This window comes from Ruegeria atlantica, assembly GCF_013032455.1.
GTDB classification, from domain to species: Bacteria; Pseudomonadota; Alphaproteobacteria; order Rhodobacterales; family Rhodobacteraceae; genus Ruegeria; species Ruegeria atlantica_B.
Window position 1 is genome coordinate 133,365 of sequence record NZ_WQCF01000005.1, and the last position, 23,433, is coordinate 156,797.

Here is a 23,433-nt window from a genome sequence, read left to right on the forward strand (position 1 = left end):
TTATGTCTCCACGAGAATCCTGTCTGACTGGCTTATTTAAGTGCTTGCCTGTCAAACGACCCCATCCAAGGCTGGTTTGACATCACGTAGACGATGCCCTTTTGGATCAAATGGGGCTTCTGCCAGAACTGTCGCCTTGTGTGGTTTGCCCAAGATATGGACCTTAACCGTATCCCCAGGCTGGGCCACCTTCGGGTCCAAGTAACCCAGAGCCAGAGATTTCCCGACCGAATAACCGTAAGCACCCGAGGTCACGCGACCTGCGGGTCTACCGTCGATGGCAAAGATGGGCTCCCCGCCTGTGGCATCGGCATTCTCGGTGACACCAACCTCGAAGATCGAAAGCACTTCGCGCGGCGCAGTATCCTTGATGGTCAGATAGGCTTCTTTGTGCAGGAAATCCTTGTCCAACTTAATCAGGTCCGCCAACCCGACCTCTTGCGGGTAATATTCCTGCGAATACTCGCGCCCCCACGAGCCGTAGCCCTTTTCAATCCGCAGCGACCCCAGCGCACGACCGCCCACCGGGCCGCCGTCGCAATCCTTAGCCGCCTCAAGCAGTGCAGAATAAAGCCTGATCTGATCCTCTTCGGCGCAGTGCAACTCCCACCCCAGATCACCAGTAAAGCTGACGCGGATCGCCAAGCAGGTCACACCCGCGACCTCGATCGTTGCCGAGCGCATAAAGCGGAAGGCCTCGTTCGACAGGTCCGCATTGGTTAGCCGCTGCAGCAGATCACGTGATTTGGGTCCCGCGACATTGAATCCCGCGATCCGGTTTGTCGCCACCTCGAAGGTGGTGCCTTCGGGCATGTCGATCATGTTGAAGAACCGCTGATGATAGCGTTCGGCCATGCCCGAGCCGATCATCATGTACTCGTCATCTGCCACCTTTGTAATGGTGAAGTCACCCGCCACCCCACCGCGGACCGAGATCAGCGGCGTCAGGCAGGAGCGCCCCACCTCGGTCGGCACCCGGTTGGCAACCAGCTTGTCCAGCCAGTCATTTGCACCCGGACCCTTGATAACGTAGTTGGCGAAGTTCGAGATGTCGATAACGCCCACATTTTCGCGTAGCATCTTCACCTCGCGGCCTACCGGTTCGAACCAGTTCTGGCGGGTAAAGCCGTTGGTCTCTTCGGTGCCCGGCTGGTCGGCGAACCACAGCGGATGTTCCCACCCACAGTTCAGGCCAAAGACGCAGCCCATGTCCCGTTGCATCTCATAGGCCGGACGTACACGGGCCGGACGGCCGGCGCTGCGTTCCTCGTTCGGGAAGTGGATGGCGAAACGGTGGGTATAGGCGTCTTCGACCCGTGCTTTGGTGAAGGCCTTGTCCGCCCATTCGCCAAAACGGGCCACGTCCCAGGCGAACATGTCGTATTTCGGCTCACCCTCGATCATCCATTGCGCGGCCAGCAAACCCAAGCCGCCCGATTGTGAGAAGCCCGGGATCAAGCCGCCACAGATGAAATAGTTCTTTAGTTCGGGCACTGGACCCCACAGCATGTTGGCATCGGGCGACCAGATCATCGGCCCGTTGATCACCCGTTTTACCCCGGCGGTGGCCGCAACCGGCACCCGTTCGGTGGCGCGGATTACGTTCTCCATGATCCGGTCCAGATCGTCGGGGAACAAGTCATGGGCAAAATCCAGCGGAGTACCTTCTTCGGCCCAGAACTTCATGTCCTTCTCATAGGCACCGATCAGCAGACCATTGCCTTCCTGACGGAAGTAATACTCACCATCCCGGTCCGCGATCGACGGCAGACGGCGGCCCAGATTGGCAACTTCGTCTATGGACTCGGTCACGAAATACTGATGCTCGGTTGGTTGCAGCGGCAGGGTCAGGCCCGCCAGCGCGGCAACTTCCCGCCCCCAAAGCCCGGCGGCATTGACCACCCACTGCGTGCGAATATCACCCTTGGGCGTGCGGACGATCCAACTGCCGTCAGCCTGTTGCTCGGTTCCCGTGACTGGACAAAACCGCTCAATCGTAGCTCCCATCGCCCGCGCACCCGCAGCGTAGGCATGCGGCACACCAGACGGGTCCACATTGCCGCCATCGGGTTCATACATGATGCAGCGGATGTCATCGAACTGCGCTAGCGGATGCAGTTCCTTGGCCTCTTCGCGACTGACTTCGTGGAAGTTCAGCCCATAGAACCGGGCCTTGGCTTCTTGCAGGCGCAATTGGTGTTCACGCTCTTCGGTTTGTGCCAGATACAGCGAGCCGGGCTGGAACACACCGCAACTTTGACCAGTTTCCTGCTCCAGTTCTTTATACAGATTCATCGTATAATGCTGGATGCGGGTGATGTTGTTGTTGTCATGCAGCCCGTGAATATTAGCTGCCGCATGCCAGGTTGAGCCACTGGTCAGCTCGTCCCGTTCCAACAGAATGACATCCGTCCAACCCAGCTTGGCCAAGTGATACAGGATTGAACATCCCGCCAGCCCGCCACCGATTACGACTGCTTGTGCATGAGTTTTCATAGGTTATCCATCCTGTAAAAATCGCTGGAGGAGTTTGTTTTCGTTGTGTCGCGCAGCCCACATTGCAAACCGCAGTGGACTTTAAGGCATCGATCGTGGCTTTGCTCGGAGTTTCGAGCGGCAGTTGCTGGCATCTGGAACCATCCAGGCAAGGGCATCATTCCGAAAAGATATATGAGGCAGTCGCCCAAAACTCTCACAAAAAAAACGGGGGCAAAGCCCACGTGCTATTTGAGCGAAGGAAGCCGGAGCGCTTCTGTCCATACACGGCTTTCAAGATAAACCGGTTGGGGTTGACCTAATCAAATCCAGACCACGCCGCATCAAGTTAGCTGCCTTCGAACAATAAATGATTTGTCTGAAAATTCGCGACTGGCGCCTGAACCACCGGACGTTCCTGACCCAACAAAGGCGCTGAGGGCTTCACTTTCTTTGATATTTTGCAGTCCGAAACAGCAGTATAAACACAAAAACAGATCCTATTGAGGTTGTAACGATCCCAACTGGAAGTTCTTGCGGGGCTAACAAAAGTCTACTGAGAATATCCGAACCGGTCAGCAGCGCTGCACCCACCAATGCAGCCGTTGGCAACAGGCGATTATGCAAAGGACCAGCAATCCCACGGGCGATATGGGGAACCATCAAACCGACAAAGCCAATAACACCTGCAACCGAAACGAAAACCGCAGTGGCCAATGCCGCCACAAAAAACATGCTGAACCGCAGACCCTGCACTGGCACACCCAATGTCGAAGCCGTCAAGTCCCCCGTCAGAAGGGCATCAAGCCAACGGCTGCGATACAGCGCATAGGTCAGGATCAGCAACAAACCTGCGCAGACAAGCGGAAAGGTTTCCCAACGTGCCAGCCCTAGCCCACCCAGCATCCAAAAGATGACTGAATGCGCGGCACGGCTGTCGCCTGCAAAGATCAGGTAATTTGTTATGGCCGAGAACAGGAACGACACCGCCAGACCCGCAAGGATCAGCTTTTCCGGTGCACTCGTACGTAATCCGCGGACCAGCGCCAGCACAATTCCTGACGCCACTAACCCACCGCAAAAGGCAGCCAGCGGCAGGGTCCAGAAACCCAGAAGATCCCCTGTAACCGTAATGACAAACACCGCTCCGGCAGCCGCCCCCGAGGACAAGCCAAACAGGAACGGATCGGCCAGATCATTGCGTGTCGTGGTTTGTAGAACAACGCCAACAATGCCCAATCCGGCACCAATCACCGCAGCAAACAGAGCACGCGGCAAGCGCAGATCAAAGACGATCCGATGCGCGGGGGCCATTTCTCCGTCGACCAGACCAGTGCCCAAAAGGACAGCGTCGAATGCATCCACGGCAGGAATTGGAGTTGTACCGTACACGGTTGAAATCAGCAAAAGGGCGGCCAGACCGACCGCCCCAAAAATAAGTAAGAGGCCAAATCGGCCCATATCAGTTGACGCCCGGATGCATGGCCTTAGCCATTTTCGAGATCGCTTCGATATTGGCCGGCCCCGGTGTCAGCTCTTCGTAGCGCAAACCGATCCAGCGCTCGTTCTTCACGGCGTCGGTCAGGGACATAACCGGGTGTTCCTGAAGGAACTTGAAGGTATCGGCCGCCCCATTGCCGGTCTGATAGTCCAAAAGCACCAGGAACTCCGGGTTCGATGCAGCCACGGATTCCCAGGACGTACGGCCCCAGCTGGTTTCCATGTCATGAGTTACGTTTTCACCGCCAGCCGCTGTAATCATCGCGTCGGGAATAGCGAACTTACCAGCGGTGAAGGGCGCATCTGCGGGACCATCCAGCAAGAAGACACGTGGTTTCGGCAATTCCGCGGTTTGGGCCTCAATGGCTGCCAGTTCGTCTTTCCAGCCGCTCACCAATTCCTCGGCCTTGTCTTCGACATGCATCACCTTGCCCAGACGCAGAACGTCATCGAACAGCAGGTCCATACTGGCCTCGGGGCGGTCCTTATCCAGATGCACGCAGCTTTCCGTCAGGATCATGGTTTTGATACCGAAGGGCTCCAGCGTGTCCGGGGTCACGTCACCACCCGGCTTCATGCCATAATACCAACCGGCGAAAAACAAGTCTGGCGCAACCGCGACAAGGTTTTCAACCGTCGGGTATTTTGGCGCAAGCTCGGGGATGTCACCGCGAAGCGTATCAAACTCTGGACTGGTCTTGTACCAACCTGTAATGCCGGTCAGACCGACAATCTTGTCCTGCAAGCCCAGAGCAAAAGCCATATCGGTCATGTTCATGTCATGCACAACCAGACGCTCGGGCTGGGTTTCGAACACCAGCGGCTCGCCGCAATTATCGACTGTTAATTCATGCGCAGATGCGCCGCCTGCAATGGCAGTGGCAAGTGCCACGGACCAGATGTGCTTCATTTTGAGGAGGTTCCTTTGTCTAGTTTGAAACAGTTGTTTTTCGGATATCCAGCGCCGGGATAACACGGCCTTCGTGGTGAAAGCTCAGGTAGTCGACACCGAATGTCTCACGTACATGTTCGGGCGTCAGAACCTCGTCCACAGGGCCAAAACTGGTAAGCCTCGATGACTTCATCAACGCCACATGAGTAGCGAATTCGGGGATCATGACCAAATCGTGGACGATCATCACCACGGTGATCCCCAACTCGGCAACCAGAGACAGCATCCGCCCCTTGGCATCCGGGTCCAGATGGTTGGTCGGTTCGTCCAAAAACAGCAATGAGGGGTTCTGCGCCAAGGCACGCGCAATATGCGCCCGCTGACGCTCACCCCCAGACAGGACAGCCATTTTTTTATCCGCAAGAGCGCCCAGACCAGTCAGCCGCAAAATTCTCGACAATTCCGTAGCATGTTCATCGGTCGAGCGATCGGATCGAATCGGAATTTGACCAAGAGCAACGTAGTCCCGCAATGCCAACCTTCCGTCCGGGTATTCCTGCTGGCTGACGACTGCGATTTTTCGTGCGCGTTCAACTGCCGACATCTGCCGAAGACTGCGCCCTTTGACCAGAACATCCCCCAGCGCCAAATCCACTGCGCCGCACAAAAGGTTCAAAAGCGTGGTCTTTCCAGCACCGTTTGGCCCGGCGATGGCCAGAATGGCCCCCTCATCTAACTCAAAAGATGCCTGCTGCAGCAAGGTGTCACCATTGAGTGCATGGTACGCAAGATCCCGGGCAACCAAGAAGGATGAGGAATTCATCGACACTCCCCTAACTCAAGCCGCGGCAGCCGAGACAACGTCTTTTCGAACAACTGAGGCGGCCTGTCTGTTGCGCTGGTCCACCCATCTTCGCTGAGGCGAAATTGCCCGGCGAATTCCACCAAAGCTTTGATGTCCTTTTCCGTTTCAATATCACCGAACAGATATTGCGCCTTTCCTGATGCCTGAAACCCAACCGTGGTCGGGTGTGCGCAACCCGCCATGCAAGCGATTTTGCGCAGTGCAAAACCCGAAGGCAGCTTCGCGGCCAGTGCCTGGCACAATGCGTCTGCGTTGTCTTCGCCTTTGCAGGTCGAACAAATCAGCAAGAAATGATCAGGTGTAACCAACGTTTCCCACTCCACTTGTTGCCAAGCGCAAGCAGAAGGTGCCAATCATGTAAACACGCATGATACGTGCCATCAAAGCCTCCTTCCAGGACGCCCCGCCCCGGGTTGGTTAAAACACTTGATGGCAGGTCTCCTGACTTGCGGGTCGATGCTTGGCCGTCCTTCCCGACCTACTGGGTCAGTGGGTATTTGGCGTCGCTCACCGCTTACAGTTGCGGGGGCAGTCACGGACTTGGCGCCAGTCGGCCAACCTCACCGTATTCCCTTTTCACCCCGCTTTAGCATCCGCGGGGACCATCTGGGGAACGAGTGCCCGAGAACTGGAGTTGGGTCAAATGGTTTTTCCGGGCTACAAACAGTTTCTGTGCCGGTTAAACGCAATGGTCGTTCTCACGTCCCACAATCATCAACACTATACATCCGGTTCTTCTCTCAGTATGGACAGCGCTTCGACGTTGATCCGTCTGTTGGACGCTCTGAGGGTGGCCGCAGCACCCAAAAGAGCCGAACCATGAAACAGACAATTTCAGATGCCCTTTCGCGCAAAGGGTATACCACACTGACTCCGGTCCAAGAGGCCGTATCCGCCCCAGAACTTAAGGGCCGGGACTTGCTGGTCTCGGCGCAGACCGGATCAGGCAAGACTATAGGTTTCGGCCTGGCCATCGCATCCACTATTTTGGGCGAGGCAGAAGTATTTGACACCAGCGGGGCGCCCTTGGCGCTGGTTATCGCCCCAACACGCGAGCTTGCTATGCAGGTCAAGCGAGAGCTTGGTTGGCTTTACGCAGATGCAGGTGCCTTCATTACTTCCTGTGTCGGCGGCATGGATATGCGCGATGAACGCCGTGCACTGGCCCGTGGTGCGCATATCGTTGTGGCGACACCGGGGCGCCTGCGCGATCACATCATGCGCGGCTCGATCGACCTGACAGTGGTGCGTGCGGTGGTGCTGGACGAGGCCGACGAAATGCTCGACCTTGGGTTCCGTGAGGATCTGGAGTTCATCCTCGACGAAACACCGACGGACCGGCAGACCCTGCTGTTTTCAGCCACAGTCCCACGCGCCATTGCAAATCTTGCCACCCGGTACCAGCAGAATGCTGAACGTGTCAGCACCGTCAGTGAACGGACCCAGCACGCCGACATCGAATACCGAGCGTTGAAAGTGGCCTCTCGTGATGGGGAAAACGCGATCATCAATGTCTTGCGGTATTACGAGGCGCCAAACGCCATCGTGTTTTGCAACACCCGCGCCATGGTGGGTCGCTTGACGGCCCGGTTGTCAAACCGTGGGTTTTCGGTTGTAGCCCTCTCAGGAGAGCTGACGCAGAGCGAGCGTTCGAATGCCCTGCAAGCGATGCGCGACGGGCGCGCCCGTGTCTGTGTCGCAACAGATGTCGCGGCGCGAGGGATTGATCTGCCGAATTTGGATCTTGTGATCCACGCCGAGTTGCCCAACAGCCATGAAACCCTTCTGCACCGATCTGGTCGAACCGGACGTGCCGGGCGCAAAGGTGTCAGCACTCTGATCGTTGCTCCGAGTTCGGTCAAAAAAGCCGAACGGCTTTTGAAATTCGCCAGACTTACCGCCCAATGGGGTGCGGCACCGTCGGCTGACGAAGTCAACGCACAGGATTTGGCGCGGATGTTCGGTTCTGATGACTGGGAGGCAGACATTGCCGACAGCGAGCGCGCGTCGGTGGATGAACTGGTGGCGAAGTTCACGCCAGAGCAACTTGCTACCGCATATGTCCGGCAATACAAAGGCCAGCATTCCGCGCCCGAAGAGTTGAGCGACGTGGCTACAGCTGCGCCAAGGCCACAAGCAGATTTTGGACCGAGCGTGTGGTTCTCATTGTCTGAGGGGCGCAATCAAAACGCGTCTCCACGTTACCTGCTACCCATGGTGTGTAAGGCCGGGAATATCACCAAGGCCGATATTGGTGCGATCCGCATTTCAGAGGATGTGACGTACATAGAAATTCGTGAAAGCAGCGTACCCGGTTTCTTGAAGGCCATCGGGCCAGATATGAAGGTCGAGCGCACGAAAGACATCGTGAGATTGGAGACAGCACCCGACCTGTCAAAATCTGGTAAGTCGAGCACGAAGCGCAGCACAAAAGGCAAAAGAAGCCCGGCAAAAGCCGAGGGCAAACCGCCTCGCCTTGTTGAGCCGCAACCTGCCAAACCGCGACAGAAGAAAGCTGTAGCGCGGCCCGAAAAAACGGAAAAAAATGCCAAGCCTAACCGTGACGACACCAATCACACTGGACAGGCCAAGAAACCAAATCGAAAAAACGCCAGCGACCGCCCAAAAGGTCCACCACCAAAAGGCAAGCCAAATAGCAAGAAAAATCGCGCTCGTGCGGCGATGTCGAAAAAAGGTGGCAATGCAGTGCCATTGCGCAAGAAGTAAGCTTAAATCTTTGAGAGCCCGGAGCCAGCGGGTTGGCTTCACTTCGACAGAATCGCTCTGTTAGTGTCGGGTTCATCTTGCCGGGATCGGACCCTTCAAGACACTTACTCAAAAGCAATTAGGGAAGACGCGCGTCTGACGCGCGTCAAACCTACTTCCTGACATCCGACTGCTTAAACCAAAGCAGCCGAACCGTTTCAGAGATCATCACCAGCCGCAATATATACTGGACCTGCCAAACCCCCAAAGCTTGGCGGAAATTTAGGTCAGGATCCTTCCGCATCTTCGTGAAGATCCGAAACGAAGGGATCAATTTCTGAATTGGAGGAACATAGTTTAATGCTCCGCGTCGGGCATTGCGGCGAATTCTTGCGCCCTCGATGCGGCGCACTTTTGTAGCAAATTCCCGCAGACTAGCCCGGGCAGGATGTCGAACAATCGCGTCGGCGGCGAAAACTATCGGCTCGCCAGCAGCTGTCGCGCGGTCATTCCATTCCATATCGCCACCGGATAACACTTCACCATTGAACAATCCAATCCGATCAAACATGTAACGACGTGCAATAAGATTGGCCGTGACTGCACGGCCACGTTCTACCCATTTCTTTTGCGCAAGGCCGAAATGATAGTCGTACAATTCAACCGATGTCCATTCGGGGCCATTGGGTACAAGTACGACATCGCCTCCAAAACGGCCGATATCTGGGTGATCCTGTGCGATGCGCAGGCCGCTTTCCACGTATTCCGGTACAGGAAGACAATCTGAATCTGTGAAAAACAACAACTCGGCCTGCGCCGCGGCGATCCCCCTATTTCGAGCGGCATAAGAGCCTGGCTTATCTTCTGTAAGTACCTGAGCGTTTGAAGGAAGTCGAAAGTCTTCAGGCGTGGGATCCAAGGGCGCATTGTTCACAACAATGATCTCAAAGCGCTCCGCCCCAACAGTTTGAGACGCGAGGCAGTCCAGACAGGACTGCAACTTGTCCCAGCTATAGTAGGTCGGAATAATAATTGATGCGTCCATATCCGTTCCTGCAATCAAGGGTCCGCAGAGGAGATCTTTTATTGTGACAAGATGGCGTCGCCGTCGATTGTGACTCTAAAGGCGGCTGCGCATTTTCTCGATCGAAAAGCGTTCACTCAGAATGAACCGCATTGGAATACTGGTGATCGTACAAGGCACGAAATGCACCGTCATTTTCAAGCAGTTCCTTGGCGCTTCCTTTTTCGACAACCTCTCCAGCCTCAATCACCACGATCTGGTCAGCATGGAGGATTGTGGATAGACGATGCGCAACAATAATCGTCGTCCGCCCGGCAGTCAGCCTCTGGAAGGCCTCTTGCACAAGGTGTTCAGACTTGGAATCAAGTGCGCTTGTCGGCTCGTCCAGCAACAAAATAGGACTGTCACGCAACAAAGCGCGGGCAATTGCCAGCCGTTGCTTTTGCCCACCAGACAAGAATGCTCCGTTTTCACCCACGAGCGTATCAAAACCGTTTTCCAGGTTTGTGATGAAATCATAAGCGTTGGCAGCTTTTGCCGCCTCGATGACTTCCTCTCGCGACGCCCCTTCTCTGCCGAGCCGAATGTTGTCGGCAATAGATGCTGAGAACAGAAACGTTTCCTGGCCAACAAACGACGTGTTCGCGCGCAAGCTTTTAAACGAAGCATACTTAACGTCCTGGCCGTCAATTGTAACCTGTCCGCTTTGCGGATCGTATAGCCGAAGCGCAAGGTTTAGAATGGTTGATTTCCCGCCCCCGGACAAACCAACTAACGCAGTTGTTTTCCCGGCTTCAAAAGTCAACGAGAGGTCTTTGATTATGGGCTCGCTGCTACGGTATCCAAAGGTGACATTGTCAAACTTAATCTCCCTCGGACCGGAAGGCAGACTTTGCGGATTTTCCCCTTCAGCCAAGGTTTCGGGGTGGTCCAGCAGCTTGAACAACATTTTAACGCGCCGCAAACCGATCTCAAGTTTGACGCGAACGCGTGACAGTCTTTTCGCAGGCTCATAAGCCATCATCAATGCGGTCACGAAGGACATCAATTCACCCGGCGTCGAGCCGCCGGATCCAAATATATTGGCCGCACTCAATCCAATGACTGACGCAATGGCAAAGCCCGCAAGAATATCCATCAATGGGCTGGTGGCGGCCTGAAGGCGTGCAAGCTTATTTCGGCGTTTCTCGACTTTCTTGACCGAGTCGTGCATGCGATTTGCCATCCGCTCTTCCAAGCCGAACGACTTGATGACCCGGATACCCCCAGAGGTTTCCTGAATCACTTGCATAATCCCCCCAAGGGATTGCATTTCCATGTCGGCAATCTCTCGCACTTTTCGCAACAGAGTCCTGACCCCCCAGATTGCAAGAGGACCAATAACCAAAGTGAAGAGTGACAACAAAGGCTGCTGGTAGAACATGACCGCCAGCAATCCGACCAAACTCAAAGTGTCGCGAACGGCCGTGGTCACAATAACTTCGATCACCTGGCGCGCTGCCTGAGCGGATTGTGTTACCCTCATGAGTAGGTTGGAGCTTTCTGTCAGATTGAAAAAAGACACACCCTGACGCAGCAATTTATCATAGAGCTTTATCTGTTGACTCGAAACAATTCGGTTACCAGCGCGCGTCAAAGCCACAACCTGAACATAGGTTGCAACCCCTTTGACTAGAAAGATCACAAATACCGCGATGGAAACGCTCATGACCTGGGACGCATTATCCGTTTCGAACAGTGAATCGACAACATCTCTCATGATCCAGGCGACTGCGGCGGTCGTACCTGCGACCAGTACCATTGCAATGGTAGCAACGATGTAGAGAGGCATCTGAGATCTTAGATTTTCCCTCAACAGCCGCCATAAGATCGAATTATTCAGCGTCGCCGCGATTTTCAGTTTTGTTTTTTGCAAAGCAAAATTCCAACCTGTCTGAAGTACTGTATACCTGATTGAATTCAGGCTGCGATGCAACCCGGTTTACTTTCGCATGCCCTTGGCCGGACGACGCACAAAGTTCCTTCTCATTATCTGTAACCTGATTTGGCTATTCAGGTGCTCACCGCAACTTTATCGGCCATGAGACTATCTGCCAGATCCGTGGCTATTTGGGGTTCGGATGTACAGTTTCAACAGCCGCACAGCTTTTTGCTAGTCGAAGGCGCCGAGCACGATAGATAAATCGGGTCAGATCCGCCCTTTCAGAACAGCTTGGGCAATATCTGATCACCCAACGCAGGCGCTGTTAAAGCAACAGGGCTAAGCCGAATGCGTCGTTTGGGGCCAAAGCTTTAAGAAGCGGTATTTCTCAAAAGCTTCTTCTACATTTGCGGAACTGATTACGCGACCTGAGTATCGGAGCAGCCTCAACCTACGGGATCTGTTTTACACGTCTTCAATTGTACCGGCACCAGATACTACGAACGCGCAAGTGACATTGGTCACATTTAGGGAATGGCATTGAATTATGCGCATTGCGATTGATGAAAATAATCCCGCTCAGAACACGTCGACCGTCAAACCTCGGCTTGCCATGGCTGTTTGGAAAGTAAGGCTGGAGACGCTCCATCCGTTCATCAGTCAGCCAGAATAGATTGCTAATGATACACCTCTGAAACTCAGGGGCTTGAATCATGCAACCGAGATAGCGGCGACAAAATTAACGGGTCCAGAACCTAGAATTCTTCTCAAACGCCGGTATTTTGGCGGATGCCACAAAACACCGGCGCAGCCGTTTCAAAACGAGAGGTTTTTAACAATCCCTATGGATCGTCGTTCATCTCATTTAAAGGTCACAGTCGCGGTCCTGACAAGGCAGCGTCCGGACATGCTGTCGAGCTTACTAAAAAGCTGGGGCGAAATGGTTCTTCCAGAGAACTGTTCCGTCCAATGCCTTGTTGTCGAAAATGACTCGGCACCGAATAGCGAAGCAGCGGTTCGTGCATATGGAGATACCCTGCCGAATGGCGCGCCTCTTTCCTATGCGCTGGAAACAGAACCCGGCATCCCATATGGCCGAAATTGTGCCGCCCGCATAGCGATCGCTCAAGAGTCTGATCTGCTCTGCTTTATCGATGATGACGAAACCGTGGCTTCGGATTGGCTGGACCGCTTGATAGCGGGATACAGGGCCAGTTCAGCTGTTCTTCTGGGCGCGCCATTGCGGGCCGCACCGCCTTCGGGAAAAGAAACTGCACTGCAGCGGTTGATGCTTAGCAACATCAATCATCGGTATCTGACAAAAGAGAAGGCAGCTTCCAAGCGGGCCACGCTGGAAGATACTGGTGGAGTGACAATCGTTACCAACAACTGGCTGGGGGAAACTCGGCTGTTCACCGATCACGACATCTGGTTCGACGAAACGATGCGGATGACAGGTGGAACTGATGCCAAGTTTTACGCCGAAACAGTCGCCGCAGGACTAGCGACCGGTTGGGTAAACGACGCGTTTGTTTATGAATATATACCAGCCGAACGACTGTCTTTCTGGTATCAGGCAGCGCGCGGCAGAGATCAGGCCAATACTCATATGCGCAGAAAGATGGAACAGCGACCGGTCAAGGCGTTGATACATATCGCCACTGCGCCATTACGAATAATCGTATTGGCAGCCTTGGTCATTTTGCTTCCCCTCCAGCCACAGAAAAGATTGATCGAGATCGCAAGAACCGCAGGATGGCTTGTCGGTGTCCTTGGCATCCCCTTCGGCTATAAGTCATCTCTCTACAAGAAAATAAGTGGCCACTGATAGGTTCCCAAGCAGCCGACTAACTTCAACCAGAGTTACAGTCAGTAGCGACGAGTACTTTTTGGGATTAAGGAATTAAACTTCAGGAGCCAAGGATTTTGAGTTTTCCCGACGTCTCTGAACAGCAGAGGTCATTTTACATTTAGGACTAGCCTCACAGTGCTAGAAATGCTGCGCGCAGTTCATCAGGCACATCTGTCTAACAAAGTTTCTACCAGAAGTAGATTTTCGATGCACCTTGCTAGGCTGCGTCGCAAACTTACTAACCTCCGACTACTGGTATCCTGAAATTTAGCTGGAGCACTTCGGTAGTGACGGTTCAAAGTTGCCAATGGTGTGTGTAAGTGAGTACTAAGACATGTTTTGAGAGCCAGTATTGAACAGCGCTCTTGCGTCGCGTCTCAACACTAAAGGCAAGTTTAGTCTATGACCATCAACCGACGAAAAGAAAAACCCATCAGGTCTTTTGAGGAGCGGATTCGACGCAAGAGACGTCGCAATCTCATACTAATCCTTCTTTCGCCAGTGTTGATCATTTTTTCTCCGGTGTTGCTGCCAATCTACTTTGTTCACCGCAAACGGAAGAAAAATAAATCGCGCTTACTAGGCTCAAGATCCCGTATGGGCGAAATCTCCGGGTCGCTTGGGACGGTCGCGTCGGCGGTGCGAAATGAACAAGAAGAAAAACGGATCGACTCGCTTCAGGACACATTTTCACTTTGCCGCATCATTGGCAACGATTTGGTCCCTCGCCACCGTGCGGGCCAGTCTTTGGAAAACCTTAAGTTCATTCTGGAGAACGAACCAGCGCTCGAAGACTGCACCAAGCTTTGGATACTCAATCGGATCTTTGATCCCGAGAACGAAGCCAAATTAATTGAGCTTCTGAAAAAGCACAATCAGGTTTATGAGAGAATCCCATTCGACGCCAAAGAGTTTCAGGCCACGGGGTTTGATTTTGAAACCTTCGAGGAGCCCCAATTTTTCTTCAATGGCACGTTGGACGCAGTAGAAGATTCCCTCCGGGACCAAATGACAACTCAGTCTTACCGAGCCAAAAATAACTATGTCATGAATAATAATGGTGCTCGCAATGCGGCACTCGAATTGTGCTTTCGAAATTCAAAATGGGCTCTGCCCTTCGATGGAAATTGTTACTTTACCCGAAAAGCATGGGATGCTTTCCGTAGCGGTGTTTTGGCCGAAAGGGACAAACGTTACTTCACCGTACCGATGGCTCGGATGCTGGATAACGCAGACCTTTTGCAAGAAGGCTTCGAAACCGAGGCAACAGAGGAACCGCAGATAGCATTCCGGTGCGATGCTCCCCTTCGGTTCGACGAGCGTAACCCTTATGGCCGCAGGCCAAAAGTCGAGCTTTTTGTTCACCTGGGCATTCAGGGCCCTTGGCAGGATTGGCCTGTCCAATTCTTTGATATGTCGCCCCGTAGAATCAGCCCGGAAGGTCACCGAGTTGGACAAGCCGGATGGGTTGCGCGGATGTTTTCCGGGCAAGCTTACTTGGAGAAGCAAGGTGCGAATGTGATCGTAAATCGCGGTTTGGCGAGAAGTGATGCAATCCGCGCGACTTTGGACATGTTGGAGACGCGAAAACCGGCTAAGAAACTGGATGAAGGTGGCCCGTTCTTCTATAATCCGGCCCGACTTGAGGCGTTAGCGGCCAACTCAGAAGACCCAGACTGCATCGTGCTTTGTTCAACAGCTGAAGAGGCCATGACACGTGGTCCTTTCTCGGTAACGGACAAGCCGGAATCAGCGCCAAGTGGCGATCCGAATGACTATTACCACCCTGCGCCCTATTGGTGGCCCAACCCAAAGGCGAAAGACGGCTTGCCGTATATTCGTCGGGACGGCAGGCGGGTGCCTGGCACCAAGATGTATGAAGCGGACAGTGACCGCTATGACAGAACACGCCTGCAACGGCTGTTCGATGACACAACAACGCTCGTGCTTGCAGCGCGAGTAACCGGTGAAAAAAGATATTCGGAAAAGGCCGAAAGCTTGATCCAGGCATGGTTCATCAATCCTGAAACACGAATGAATCCTAACCTGAATTATGCACAGGTACGTTGGGGACACAGCGACAACAAAGGATTGGCACACGGGCTGATTGAGACTAAGGACCTATACTACTTCCTTGATGCTGTACGGATACTAGGCAACGCATCTCTGAACGAAGGGATGAAAGATTGGTGTTCTAAGTTTTTGAACTGGCTGAACACCAGTAACCAAGGTGTGAGTGAATGCCGGGCGGCAAATAACCACGGCACCTGTTTTGACCTTCAAACAGCCTCCATTGCCATATTTTTGAATGACCTACAGAGCCTGCAGAAAATCAACCTGAGGGCCCAAGCCAGATTGCTTGGCACGATCACTCCTGAAGGCGAGCAACAGCATGAGTTGGAGCGCACGCTGACTCAGCACTATTGCGCATTCAATCTGCAAAGCTGGATAAACCTTTTCAATCTGCTCGAAAATGTCGGGTTTCGCCCTTGGGACAGTGCTGCAGGCGAGCGATTGCGCTCTGCAATGCTTCGTTTTCTGTCAGAATCCGAACAAGGGTGGCGGCACACACAGATTGAACCGTTTCATACTGAGCGCCTGATTCCAATTGGCTGTGCTTTACGCAAACAGACCGGGCAAGGCGAATGGAGAGCCGAAGACGCTCCGCCGTGCTTTTTTCCACATGATGGGGTGGCGCCTTTCTGGCGTTTGGCCATTGGAAACAGCGCCGCACCGTAGTTGAATACAAATATCCTTTGATGACCTTACATAAGTGCCTTGAAAACTGAGGTGACTATTGCCCGGACTCCCATCCGCTCAATCCTCCTCGTTAGTTTCAATCCACGAACGCCTTACTAGAATGGGCATAAAACATAACCCTTCCTCGAGAATGAAGATTGCTCACCGACTCAGAATTCCTAAGCCACCTCTGGCACCTAACTTTGCTTGCCTTCAGCCTCAGCAAAATTTTTAGCACGCGGATTGGCCTTCACGCCCTCCAGCATCTTCAACACTTCGGCCTTCCAGCCCGCCTTGATCTTCAGCGCCAACTGAGACGGCGGTCGGTGATCGGGTTCGAGAAGCGCATATTCATATCTGAGTGGTTCTTTGAAGGGTACAAACGCAACCTTTCCGTTGGACAGATTCATTTCGTGTTCGGTTGCCACAGTTAGAGGATCTACAATCGAACAGCACTGACCAGAGCTTACAAATGGAATAAGCGGGAGAAAGTACTGACAGGTTACCGTAGGGTTGTAGTCAGCGCATGCATCCTGAAACTCTCGCCGAATTTTTTTTTGGAATGGATGCGTTGCATGCAATCCCCCCATTGGCACCCCGTCCAAGTCGGAAATTGTCAAGCTTGTGCAAGAGGCAAGCGGGCTTTCGCGGTCCACAGCACAAAAACAGTCTGCCCGGATCAATTCGGCTGAATACTGCGGCTCTCTTCCTACCGAGTACTCAAAATCTGCAAAACCGAAATCGATATTCTGCGTCCCTGCAAGCTCCATGATTTGAGGTGAGCTGCGCGTGGACAGCGTAATGCGAATCTCGGGGTTTTCACCGACCGATTGGCTAATAAAACGTGGGAATAAAAAGGCGGACGGTCCGGGCATTGTTGCGATGTTAAGACTGCCGGAATGACCCTTGATCAACCCCTCCATCGTGTTGGAAATCGTCGAGAGACGATCCAGTATACCTGTGGTTTCGGCCAAAAGGTAATGCGCTTCGGGAACGGGGACCAGCCGGCGCCCTTTACGCTCGAAAAGCGTGAGGCCCAAAGACTTTTCCAGGTTTTTCAATGCCAAACTGATCGCCGGTTGCGTGCGGTTCAATTTCCTTGCTGTTTGAGAAATGGAGCCTGTCTCCATCACCTCGCGAAAAACGGTAAGTTGAGTAAGGTTCATGATCTCTACATAAACTATACTTTAGTTTAGTTAAATATAACAAATTTGTATTTATGCAAATTACCACTAGGCTTGCATGATCTAAATTCGGCCAAACCGAATCTGACGATCCAACAAGGGAGACGATGATGAATTTTGTGAAATGCTTGACTGGCCTGGCATTGGCAAGCGTGCTTGCAGCGCCTGCATTGGCGCAGGACCCGACCTTTTTCCGCATCGGAACAGGCGGCGCCGGCGGCACCTACTTCCCCATTGGCGGGACCATTGCAAACGGTATTTCCGCCCCTCCGGGCTCGCGCCCTTGTGAAGAAGGTGGCCAGTGCGGCGTTCCGGGTCTGATTGCGATTGCACAATCCACCACCGCATCGGTTTTCAACAACGCCGCTGTGCAAAACGGAGAGCTTGAGGCCGGACTGGCCGCTGCCGACGTTACCCGCTCGATGTATCTGGGCGAAGGCAAGTTTGAGGGTAAACCGCACCCGAAACTGCGTATCGTGGCAAACCTGTTCCCCGAAGACCTACACCTTGTTCTGCCTGCCGACGCTACGATCAATGATCTGGGTGATCTGGAAGGCAAGCGCGTAGGCATCGCGCAAGCGGGGTCGGGCACACAAGTTGCCGTGCTGCAAATGCTGGATGCCTGGGGCGTCAACCGTGACAACATGGACGAAGCCGAACTGAACAATAGCCAAAGCGCCGAGCGCCTGGCTGACGGTCAGTTGGATGCCTATTTCTATGCCGCAGGCTGGCCGGTTGCCGCGATGGTGCAGCTGTCCTCGACCAAGGGCATGAACTTGCATTCCTTCAGCGACGAAGATCTGGCCAAGATCAACGAGATCATTCCGGCGTATATCCCGTCGGTCATTCCGGGCGGTGTCTATGAAGGCATTGACGGCGAAACCAAGACACCTGCGGTCAGCGCGATGCTGGTTGTCTCTTCGGACCTGTCGGATGATCTGGTCTATCAGTTGACCAAAGCCCTGTGGAACGACAACACCCGCAAGCTGCTGGATAACGGCCACGCTAAAGGCAAGCAAATCACGGCCGACACGGCCCTGAACGGCGTCGAAGCGCTGGGTGTTCCGCTGCATCCGGGCGCCGAGAAGTTCTACAAAGAAGCTGGTCTTCTGCAGTAATCGTATCTCACCGTAACTTATCGTCCGGTGCCCCTATTGGGGCACCGCACACTTGAACTTTGCGAAATCAGGGGGCCATCATGTCCGAGACCCAGAAACTTGATGACCACGAACTGACGGCCGAAGAACTTGCGGCCATCGAAGAACAGTTCGACGAAGGTGCCGCTGTCCGGCAGGTCACACCAACCACCGGCAAGGTTCTGCGCGTTGTCGCCCTGATCTTTGCATTCTATGAGTTCTTTACTGCCGGATTTGGCCTGCCTGCCGACCACTGGCACATGGGCATCTACCTGGCCCTGCTGTTCATTCTGGTATACGCCACCATCCCTATCATAGGCTCCAAAAGCCTTTATGCTCTCAAGGTCAGCCGGTTCCGGATCGGCAATATCCCTCTCTACGATCTGGTGTTCATGGCGCTTGGCATCATTGCTGCCTTGTATGTCGGCGTCGCCTGGCGGGGCATCCCGTTTCTGGGGATTGAGGAACAAACGTTCCGCATGGGCAACCCCAATGGCTATGACGTCTTTCTAGGCGTGATCATCATCCTTCTGGTGCTGGACATCGCGCGCCGAACACTGGGCTGGGTGCTACCGCTGATCATCTGTGTGTTTATTTCCTATGCGCTGCTGGGGCCGTATTTCCCGGGCTTGCTGCAACATCCGGGCGTGAACTTCAAAACCTTCGTGTCGTCGATGTATTTCCCGCAGGAAGGCATCTATGGCGTCACGCTCTGGGTTGTTTCCACCATCGTCTTTCATTTCGTCCTGTTCGGCGTCATCGCGCAACGCACCGGACTGGGGCAACTGTTCATCGACAACGCAACGATTTTGGCGGGGCGCTATACTGGCGGTCCGGCAAAAGTGTCGGTGGTATCCTCGGCCTTCTTCGGCACGATCTCGGGCTCATCGGTTGCCAACACCGTATCGACCGGCGCGCTGACCATTCCCAACATGAAGCGCCTAGGATACCCCGGCCATTTTGCGGGCGGCGTCGAGGCCGCGTCTTCGGCTGGTGGCCAAATCACACCGCCTATCATGGGGGCAGCAGCCTTCATCATGGCAGAGTTCCTCGAGGTGCCCTACACCACCATCGTGATTGCGGCGATTTTCCCCGCAATCCTGCACTATGTCGGCGTCTTCGCCGTGGTGCACCTGATGGCGCGCAAGCTGAACCTGAAAGGTCTGGCGAAAGAGCAACTGCCGCAACTCAAGGCCGTTTGGGCCGAAGGCTGGGCCAATATCGTGCCGCTGATCGGGCTACTGGTAGTGCTTTTCACGGGCTACACCCCATTCATGTCAGCATTCTGCGGCATTTCTCTGGCGGTGATCGCGGGCATGTCGCGCATCAAGCAACCTCCGACCCTCATCTACGCGGGTGCATTTCTAGCTTTCGTGTTGTGGAAATTTTCGGATGGCGGGTTCGACCTGACAATGACAGCGATCCTGTGCGGTCTGTCGGTCATCGCTACACTTAACCCGCAGAAGCGGATCGAAGTGCCCGAGATGTTGCAAGCGGTCGAACTGGGTGTGAAATACTCGCTGGCCGTTGGTGCCGCAGCTGCTGCAGTGGGCATCGTTGTCGGCGTGATCAACACCACCGGCATCGGCTTCCGCATCGGATTCATGGTGACGCAGGGCGCAGGTAATCTGGCATCGGATCTTTACAACATGATCTCGTTCGGCAGCTTCCAGCTGTTTGCGATGGAAGATCTGCAGCTGTTCATCTCGCTGGTCTTCATTGCCATCGTCTGCATCCTGATGGGCGCGGGCATTCCGACAACCGCACTTTACATCATGCTGGTCTCAGTGGCGCAGCCCGCGCTGGCGCAACTGGGTGTTCCGCCGATCGCAAGCCACCTGTTCGTGCTCTACTATGGTGTGGTGTCCGAGATTACGCCACCAGTCTGTACCTCGGCCTATGCTGCGGCGGCGATTGCCAACTCGAACCCGTTCCGAACCGGATTGTCGGCCTTTACACTGGGCTTGGGCAAGGTGATCGCACCGATGGCCTTTGTCTATGCGCCGGTCCTGCTATTCGTGTCGTCCACCGGGTTCAATCTGTGGGAGTTCACATATACCGCAACCAGCTGCATCGCAGGGGTTATCGCACTATCCGCCGCAGTGGTCGGATATTGGCTGAAGCCACTGAACATTGTGTCCCGCATCCTGATGGCTGTCGCAGGCATAATCTTTGTGGCGCCAAGCCTGACGGCCGATCTGATCGCGCTGGCAGTGGCCTCACCGGTTATTGTAACCCAGTTGATCGCCCGCAATCGCAGCCACTCCCCGGCCTGACAGGATGACCGAGCAAGTTACCATCATCGGCGCAGGGATCGTCGGCATCTGTTGCGCGCTGTCCCTGCAAGAGCGAGGCATCCCGGTCCGACTAGTGGACCGGGGTGAGCCAGGGCAGGAAACATCGTTCGGGAATGCAGGGGTGGTGTCACCCTGGTCAATCATTCCGCAGGCGGTTCCAGGCATTTGGAAGAAACTTCCACAAATGTTATTGGACCCCAAAAGCGCGCTTTCTGTCCGGGCGTCATTCTGGCCCAAAATGATCCCTTGGGGGCTGCGATTTTTGGGCAAGTCCGGCGAAAAGACTGTTCGCGAAGTTTCAGATGCGATGGAACTTTTGTGTCGCCCATCCATCGACCTGTACCGTCGGCATCTGCAAGGTACTGAACACGAAAACCTGATAACTGACAGCTACTATATCCACGCGTTCCGCAATCCGGAACATGCCGATCTAGACGAGCTTGGTTATCTGATTCGTCGGGAAAAGGGCGGCGAGCTGGAGCGTATTGACAGCGCTGAGTTACGGCGTCTTGAGCCGGCACTGTCGAAAGACTTTAAGGCCGCGATTGTGATCAAAGGTCAGGCAAGGGCTACCTCACCGGGGCGATTGGGTGCCGTTCTGGCCGAAAAAGTACGCGTGCAAGGGGCCGAAGTCGTTCGGACTGAAGTCACCAAGCTGACCCGCGCTGAAGATGGTGGATGGCAGATTGGAACGTCGCAAGAGACGCTGCATGCGCACCATGTCGTGCTTGCCGCCGGGGTGTGGTCCGCTGACTTGCTTAAACCGCTTGGACTGCCCGTGCCGCTTGTGGCCGAGCGTGGTTATCATGTTGAATTCCCGACCCCCTCGGCCGTGCTGAACAACTCAATCATGGATGTGGACGCTAAGGTTGTTGCAAGTTCGATGCAGGGTGGCTTGAGGGTGGCTGGCACGGCAGAATTTGGTGGCATCGACGCGCCACCTGATCCGCGCAAGGAAAGGATGCTGACGGATCAAGCCAAATCGCTGGTGCCCGACCTTGATACAGACGGAGTTCAGTTCTGGATGGGAAGGCGCCCTTCATTTCCCGACAGTTTGCCCGCAATCGGACCAGTTAGTGGCCAAGACGGGCTTTTCACGGCTTTCGGGCATTCTCATTACGGGTTGATGATGGCTCCGAAAACTGGCGAGCTTGTCGCTGATATTGTGTCCGATCGCAGACCAAACATCGATCTGGCCCCGTTTTCACTGGCTCGGTTTTGAACCTCCAACCCGAAAGGACCTGACACAATGCCGGTTTACAATGGCGGCCAAAATATCTGCGGAGCTTCGATCGGGGTATTGTGCCTTGAAAGTTATTTCCCGAAACCTCCGGGGCACATCAAGAACCCGTCCAGCCTGCCGTTTCCGGTGCTTTACGAGATGATCGACGGCGTCACCATCCCTAAGCTTTTGAACAATCCCACGCCTGAATTGCTGGCCCCATTTATCAAAGGCGCGCAGCGGCTTGAGGCTGAGGGTGTGCGCGCCATTACCGGAAGCTGCGGTTTTCTAGCCCTGTTTCAAAAGGAATTGTCGGCGGCGGTTTCTGTCCCGGTCTTCGCATCCAGCCTGATCCAGGTTCCCCTCGCCTTCCATATGACTGGCGCCAATGCTCCGGTGGGTATCCTGACCGCTAATGCTTCGGCACTAACGCCAAAACATTTCGAAGGTGTCGGAGCGGCCGGTATACCCGTCGCGGTGCAAGGATTGGAGGACACCAGTGAGTTCGCTGAGGTAATCTTGCGAAACACTCGGACCCGCATGGACACCGATTTGATCGAAGCCGAAGTTCTGGAGGCCGCGCGCCAACTAAAACACAAGGCACCGGACATTCGCTCTCTGGTGCTGGAATGCACCGATTTGCCACCATATGCCGGGCGACTTCAGGAAGAATTGCAACTCCCAATCTTTGACCTGACGACGCTGGCGCAGATGGCGCATTCCGTTGCAACGCGTAAGGCTTATGACGGAATTATGCCCTGGGCCTAAAAAGGACAGAGCGGGACAAGTTATTCAGTGTCGAATTTGCATGGACGCCAACCTGAAACTCGAAATACTGATAACCTTGCAATAGGGAACTGCGGCCATGGGGGATAGAAGTGTCCGTTGACCTTTCCATCCTGATGGTTGCCATCGGCCTCGGCGCAACGCTGCAAGTCGGCGTTGGCATAGGGTTCAGTATTATCGCCGGGCCACCGATGATGATCCTGCTTGGCACCTCGACCGCAGTTCCCGTGTTGCTTTTGTTGAACACCCTTGTTTCAGCAGTCGCGACCGACCGGCAGGTATTGAAAACAGACAGTCAGACAATACGCACCGCGATCATTGGATGCCTTGTCGGCGTGATTGCGGGCCTCGCCGTCTATCCTTTGTTGAGCGAGGCGTTTGTCCTTATGCTGACGGCTAGCCTGCTGATGATCGGTGTGATTACGACCTTACTGCCTTTGCACCGCTCAATTGGAACGGTGGGGTTTTCAACTGTTTCGGGATTGTCCGGACTGGCAACCGTTTGGGCGGCGACACCCGGCCCCCTGATGGTATTTGGGCTGATTGCGAAGGGCCGCTCGGTCAAGGACGTGGCAAAACTGGTTCAACCCATTGCCCTGGTGGCCTACGGTATCGCATTTTTGTTGCACAGCCTGTCAGAGGCGCAGGCTTTCTCATATGGTCCGCAACTATGGGTCTTCGCCGCGCTCACACTGATTGGCAGCTTCTTCGGCCGCGCCATAGGCCCCTACCTGCCTCAGTCACTCGTCAAAACAGCCATCCGCGTGGTGTCTTTGATCGCCTGCTTCGTTCTCTTTCACCGCGCATTTACGATGGCATAACCTCGAAGGTCAC

General features: G+C 54.4%; 16 protein-coding genes, 1 pseudogene and 1 riboswitch. Of the genes and pseudogenes, 8 read left to right on the forward strand and 9 right to left on the reverse strand.

What is annotated here, in order from left to right:
• Nucleotides 1–51: 51 nt before the first annotated feature.
• From GOW93_RS11075 to GOW93_RS11095, 5 genes are all read right to left on the reverse strand, one after another.
• Nucleotides 52–2,496: a GcvT family protein gene (locus tag GOW93_RS11075; RefSeq protein WP_170384053.1), complete on the reverse strand. Its 2,445-nt coding sequence runs from the start codon at nucleotides 2,494–2,496 to the stop codon at nucleotides 52–54.
• Nucleotides 2,497–2,919: 423 nt separating this feature from the next.
• Nucleotides 2,920–3,936: a FecCD family ABC transporter permease gene (locus GOW93_RS11080; protein ID WP_170384055.1), complete on the reverse strand. Its 1,017-nt coding sequence runs from the start codon at nucleotides 3,934–3,936 to the stop codon at nucleotides 2,920–2,922.
• A gap of 1 nt (nucleotide 3,937) precedes the next feature.
• On the reverse strand, nucleotides 3,938–4,885 hold the full coding sequence (locus tag GOW93_RS11085) for an ABC transporter substrate-binding protein (RefSeq protein WP_170384056.1): 948 nt from the start codon (nucleotides 4,883–4,885) through the stop codon (nucleotides 3,938–3,940).
• A gap of 19 nt (nucleotides 4,886–4,904) precedes the next feature.
• On the reverse strand, nucleotides 4,905–5,690 hold the full coding sequence (locus GOW93_RS11090) for an ABC transporter ATP-binding protein (RefSeq protein WP_170384058.1): 786 nt from the start codon (nucleotides 5,688–5,690) through the stop codon (nucleotides 4,905–4,907).
• Nucleotides 5,687–6,040: a DUF1636 family protein gene (locus GOW93_RS11095; RefSeq protein ID WP_170384060.1), complete on the reverse strand. Its 354-nt coding sequence runs from the start codon at nucleotides 6,038–6,040 to the stop codon at nucleotides 5,687–5,689. Before GOW93_RS11095 ends, GOW93_RS11090 begins: the two co-directional genes overlap by 4 nt.
• A 106-nt stretch (nucleotides 6,041–6,146) precedes the next feature.
• Nucleotides 6,147–6,354: riboswitch (cobalamin riboswitch) on the reverse strand.
• A 197-nt stretch (nucleotides 6,355–6,551) separates the two neighbouring features.
• Here GOW93_RS11095 and GOW93_RS11100 point away from each other — a divergent pair.
• Complete coding sequence (locus tag GOW93_RS11100) at nucleotides 6,552–8,459, forward strand: DEAD/DEAH box helicase (protein ID WP_170384062.1); 1,908 nt, start codon at nucleotides 6,552–6,554, stop codon at nucleotides 8,457–8,459.
• Between the two features lie 151 nt (nucleotides 8,460–8,610).
• On the opposite strand, the gene GOW93_RS11105 is transcribed toward GOW93_RS11100, so the two are convergent.
• The 3 genes and pseudogenes from GOW93_RS11105 to GOW93_RS20910 form a co-directional block, all read right to left on the reverse strand.
• A complete protein-coding gene (locus GOW93_RS11105) occupies nucleotides 8,611–9,483 on the reverse strand; it encodes a glycosyltransferase family 2 protein (protein WP_170384064.1) in 873 nt (290 codons plus the stop codon).
• A gap of 112 nt (nucleotides 9,484–9,595) precedes the next feature.
• Nucleotides 9,596–11,377: an ABC transporter ATP-binding protein gene (locus tag GOW93_RS11110; protein WP_217354787.1), complete on the reverse strand. Its 1,782-nt coding sequence runs from the start codon at nucleotides 11,375–11,377 to the stop codon at nucleotides 9,596–9,598.
• Between the two features lie 555 nt (nucleotides 11,378–11,932).
• A pseudogene (locus tag GOW93_RS20910) lies at nucleotides 11,933–12,065 on the reverse strand (IS5/IS1182 family transposase); the annotation flags it as partial.
• Between the two features lie 24 nt (nucleotides 12,066–12,089).
• Here GOW93_RS20910 and GOW93_RS11120 point away from each other — a divergent pair.
• Both GOW93_RS11120 and GOW93_RS11125 read left to right on the forward strand, forming a co-directional pair.
• Nucleotides 12,090–13,211 (forward strand): glycosyltransferase, encoded by a 1,122-nt coding sequence (locus GOW93_RS11120; protein ID WP_254443517.1) that lies wholly within the window; start codon nucleotides 12,090–12,092, stop codon nucleotides 13,209–13,211.
• Nucleotides 13,212–13,637: 426 nt separating this feature from the next.
• A complete protein-coding gene (locus GOW93_RS11125; protein ID WP_170384066.1) occupies nucleotides 13,638–15,974 on the forward strand; it encodes an alginate lyase family protein in 2,337 nt (778 codons plus the stop codon).
• Nucleotides 15,975–16,171: 197 nt separating this feature from the next.
• Here the strand turns inward: GOW93_RS11125 and GOW93_RS11130 are convergent, their stop codons facing one another.
• Nucleotides 16,172–17,140, reverse strand: a complete 969-nt coding sequence (locus tag GOW93_RS11130; protein ID WP_170384068.1) for a LysR family transcriptional regulator — start codon at nucleotides 17,138–17,140, stop codon at nucleotides 16,172–16,174.
• A 128-nt stretch (nucleotides 17,141–17,268) separates the two neighbouring features.
• On the opposite strand from GOW93_RS11130, the gene GOW93_RS11135 reads away from it, so the two are divergent.
• From GOW93_RS11135 to GOW93_RS11155, 5 genes are all read left to right on the forward strand, one after another.
• On the forward strand, nucleotides 17,269–18,276 hold the full coding sequence (locus GOW93_RS11135) for a TAXI family TRAP transporter solute-binding subunit (protein ID WP_170384070.1): 1,008 nt from the start codon (nucleotides 17,269–17,271) through the stop codon (nucleotides 18,274–18,276).
• A gap of 80 nt (nucleotides 18,277–18,356) precedes the next feature.
• Nucleotides 18,357–20,570: a TRAP transporter permease gene (locus tag GOW93_RS11140; RefSeq protein ID WP_170384072.1), complete on the forward strand. Its 2,214-nt coding sequence runs from the start codon at nucleotides 18,357–18,359 to the stop codon at nucleotides 20,568–20,570.
• A 4-nt stretch (nucleotides 20,571–20,574) separates the two neighbouring features.
• Nucleotides 20,575–21,813, forward strand: coding sequence for an NAD(P)/FAD-dependent oxidoreductase (locus GOW93_RS11145; protein WP_170384074.1), 1,239 nt, complete (start codon nucleotides 20,575–20,577; stop codon nucleotides 21,811–21,813).
• A gap of 27 nt (nucleotides 21,814–21,840) precedes the next feature.
• Nucleotides 21,841–22,581 (forward strand): aspartate/glutamate racemase family protein, encoded by a 741-nt coding sequence (locus GOW93_RS11150; protein ID WP_170384076.1) that lies wholly within the window; start codon nucleotides 21,841–21,843, stop codon nucleotides 22,579–22,581.
• Nucleotides 22,582–22,691: 110 nt separating this feature from the next.
• Complete coding sequence (locus GOW93_RS11155; protein ID WP_170384078.1) at nucleotides 22,692–23,420, forward strand: TSUP family transporter; 729 nt, start codon at nucleotides 22,692–22,694, stop codon at nucleotides 23,418–23,420.
• The last annotated feature ends 13 nt before the right edge of the window (nucleotides 23,421–23,433 follow it).

Excerpts from the sequence above, each read along its gene's own strand:
- GOW93_RS11075 (WP_170384053.1), bottom strand. The coding sequence starts at position 2,496 with ATGAAAACTCATGCACAAGCAGTCGTAATCGGTGGCGGGCTGGCGGGA.
- GOW93_RS11080 (WP_170384055.1), bottom strand. The coding sequence starts at position 3,936 with ATGGGCCGATTTGGCCTCTTACTTATTTTTGGGGCGGTCGGTCTGGCC.
- GOW93_RS11085 (WP_170384056.1), bottom strand. The coding sequence starts at position 4,885 with ATGAAGCACATCTGGTCCGTGGCACTTGCCACTGCCATTGCAGGCGGC.
- GOW93_RS11090 (WP_170384058.1), bottom strand. The coding sequence starts at position 5,690 with ATGAATTCCTCATCCTTCTTGGTTGCCCGGGATCTTGCGTACCATGCA.
- GOW93_RS11100 (WP_170384062.1), top strand. The coding sequence starts at position 6,552 with ATGAAACAGACAATTTCAGATGCCCTTTCGCGCAAAGGGTATACCACA.
- GOW93_RS11105 (WP_170384064.1), bottom strand. The coding sequence starts at position 9,483 with ATGGACGCATCAATTATTATTCCGACCTACTATAGCTGGGACAAGTTG.
- GOW93_RS11125 (WP_170384066.1), top strand. The coding sequence starts at position 13,638 with ATGACCATCAACCGACGAAAAGAAAAACCCATCAGGTCTTTTGAGGAG.
- GOW93_RS11130 (WP_170384068.1), bottom strand. The coding sequence starts at position 17,140 with ATGAACCTTACTCAACTTACCGTTTTTCGCGAGGTGATGGAGACAGGC.
- GOW93_RS11135 (WP_170384070.1), top strand. The coding sequence starts at position 17,269 with ATGAATTTTGTGAAATGCTTGACTGGCCTGGCATTGGCAAGCGTGCTT.
- GOW93_RS11140 (WP_170384072.1), top strand. The coding sequence starts at position 18,357 with ATGTCCGAGACCCAGAAACTTGATGACCACGAACTGACGGCCGAAGAA.
- GOW93_RS11145 (WP_170384074.1), top strand. The coding sequence starts at position 20,575 with ATGACCGAGCAAGTTACCATCATCGGCGCAGGGATCGTCGGCATCTGT.
- GOW93_RS11150 (WP_170384076.1), top strand. The coding sequence starts at position 21,841 with ATGCCGGTTTACAATGGCGGCCAAAATATCTGCGGAGCTTCGATCGGG.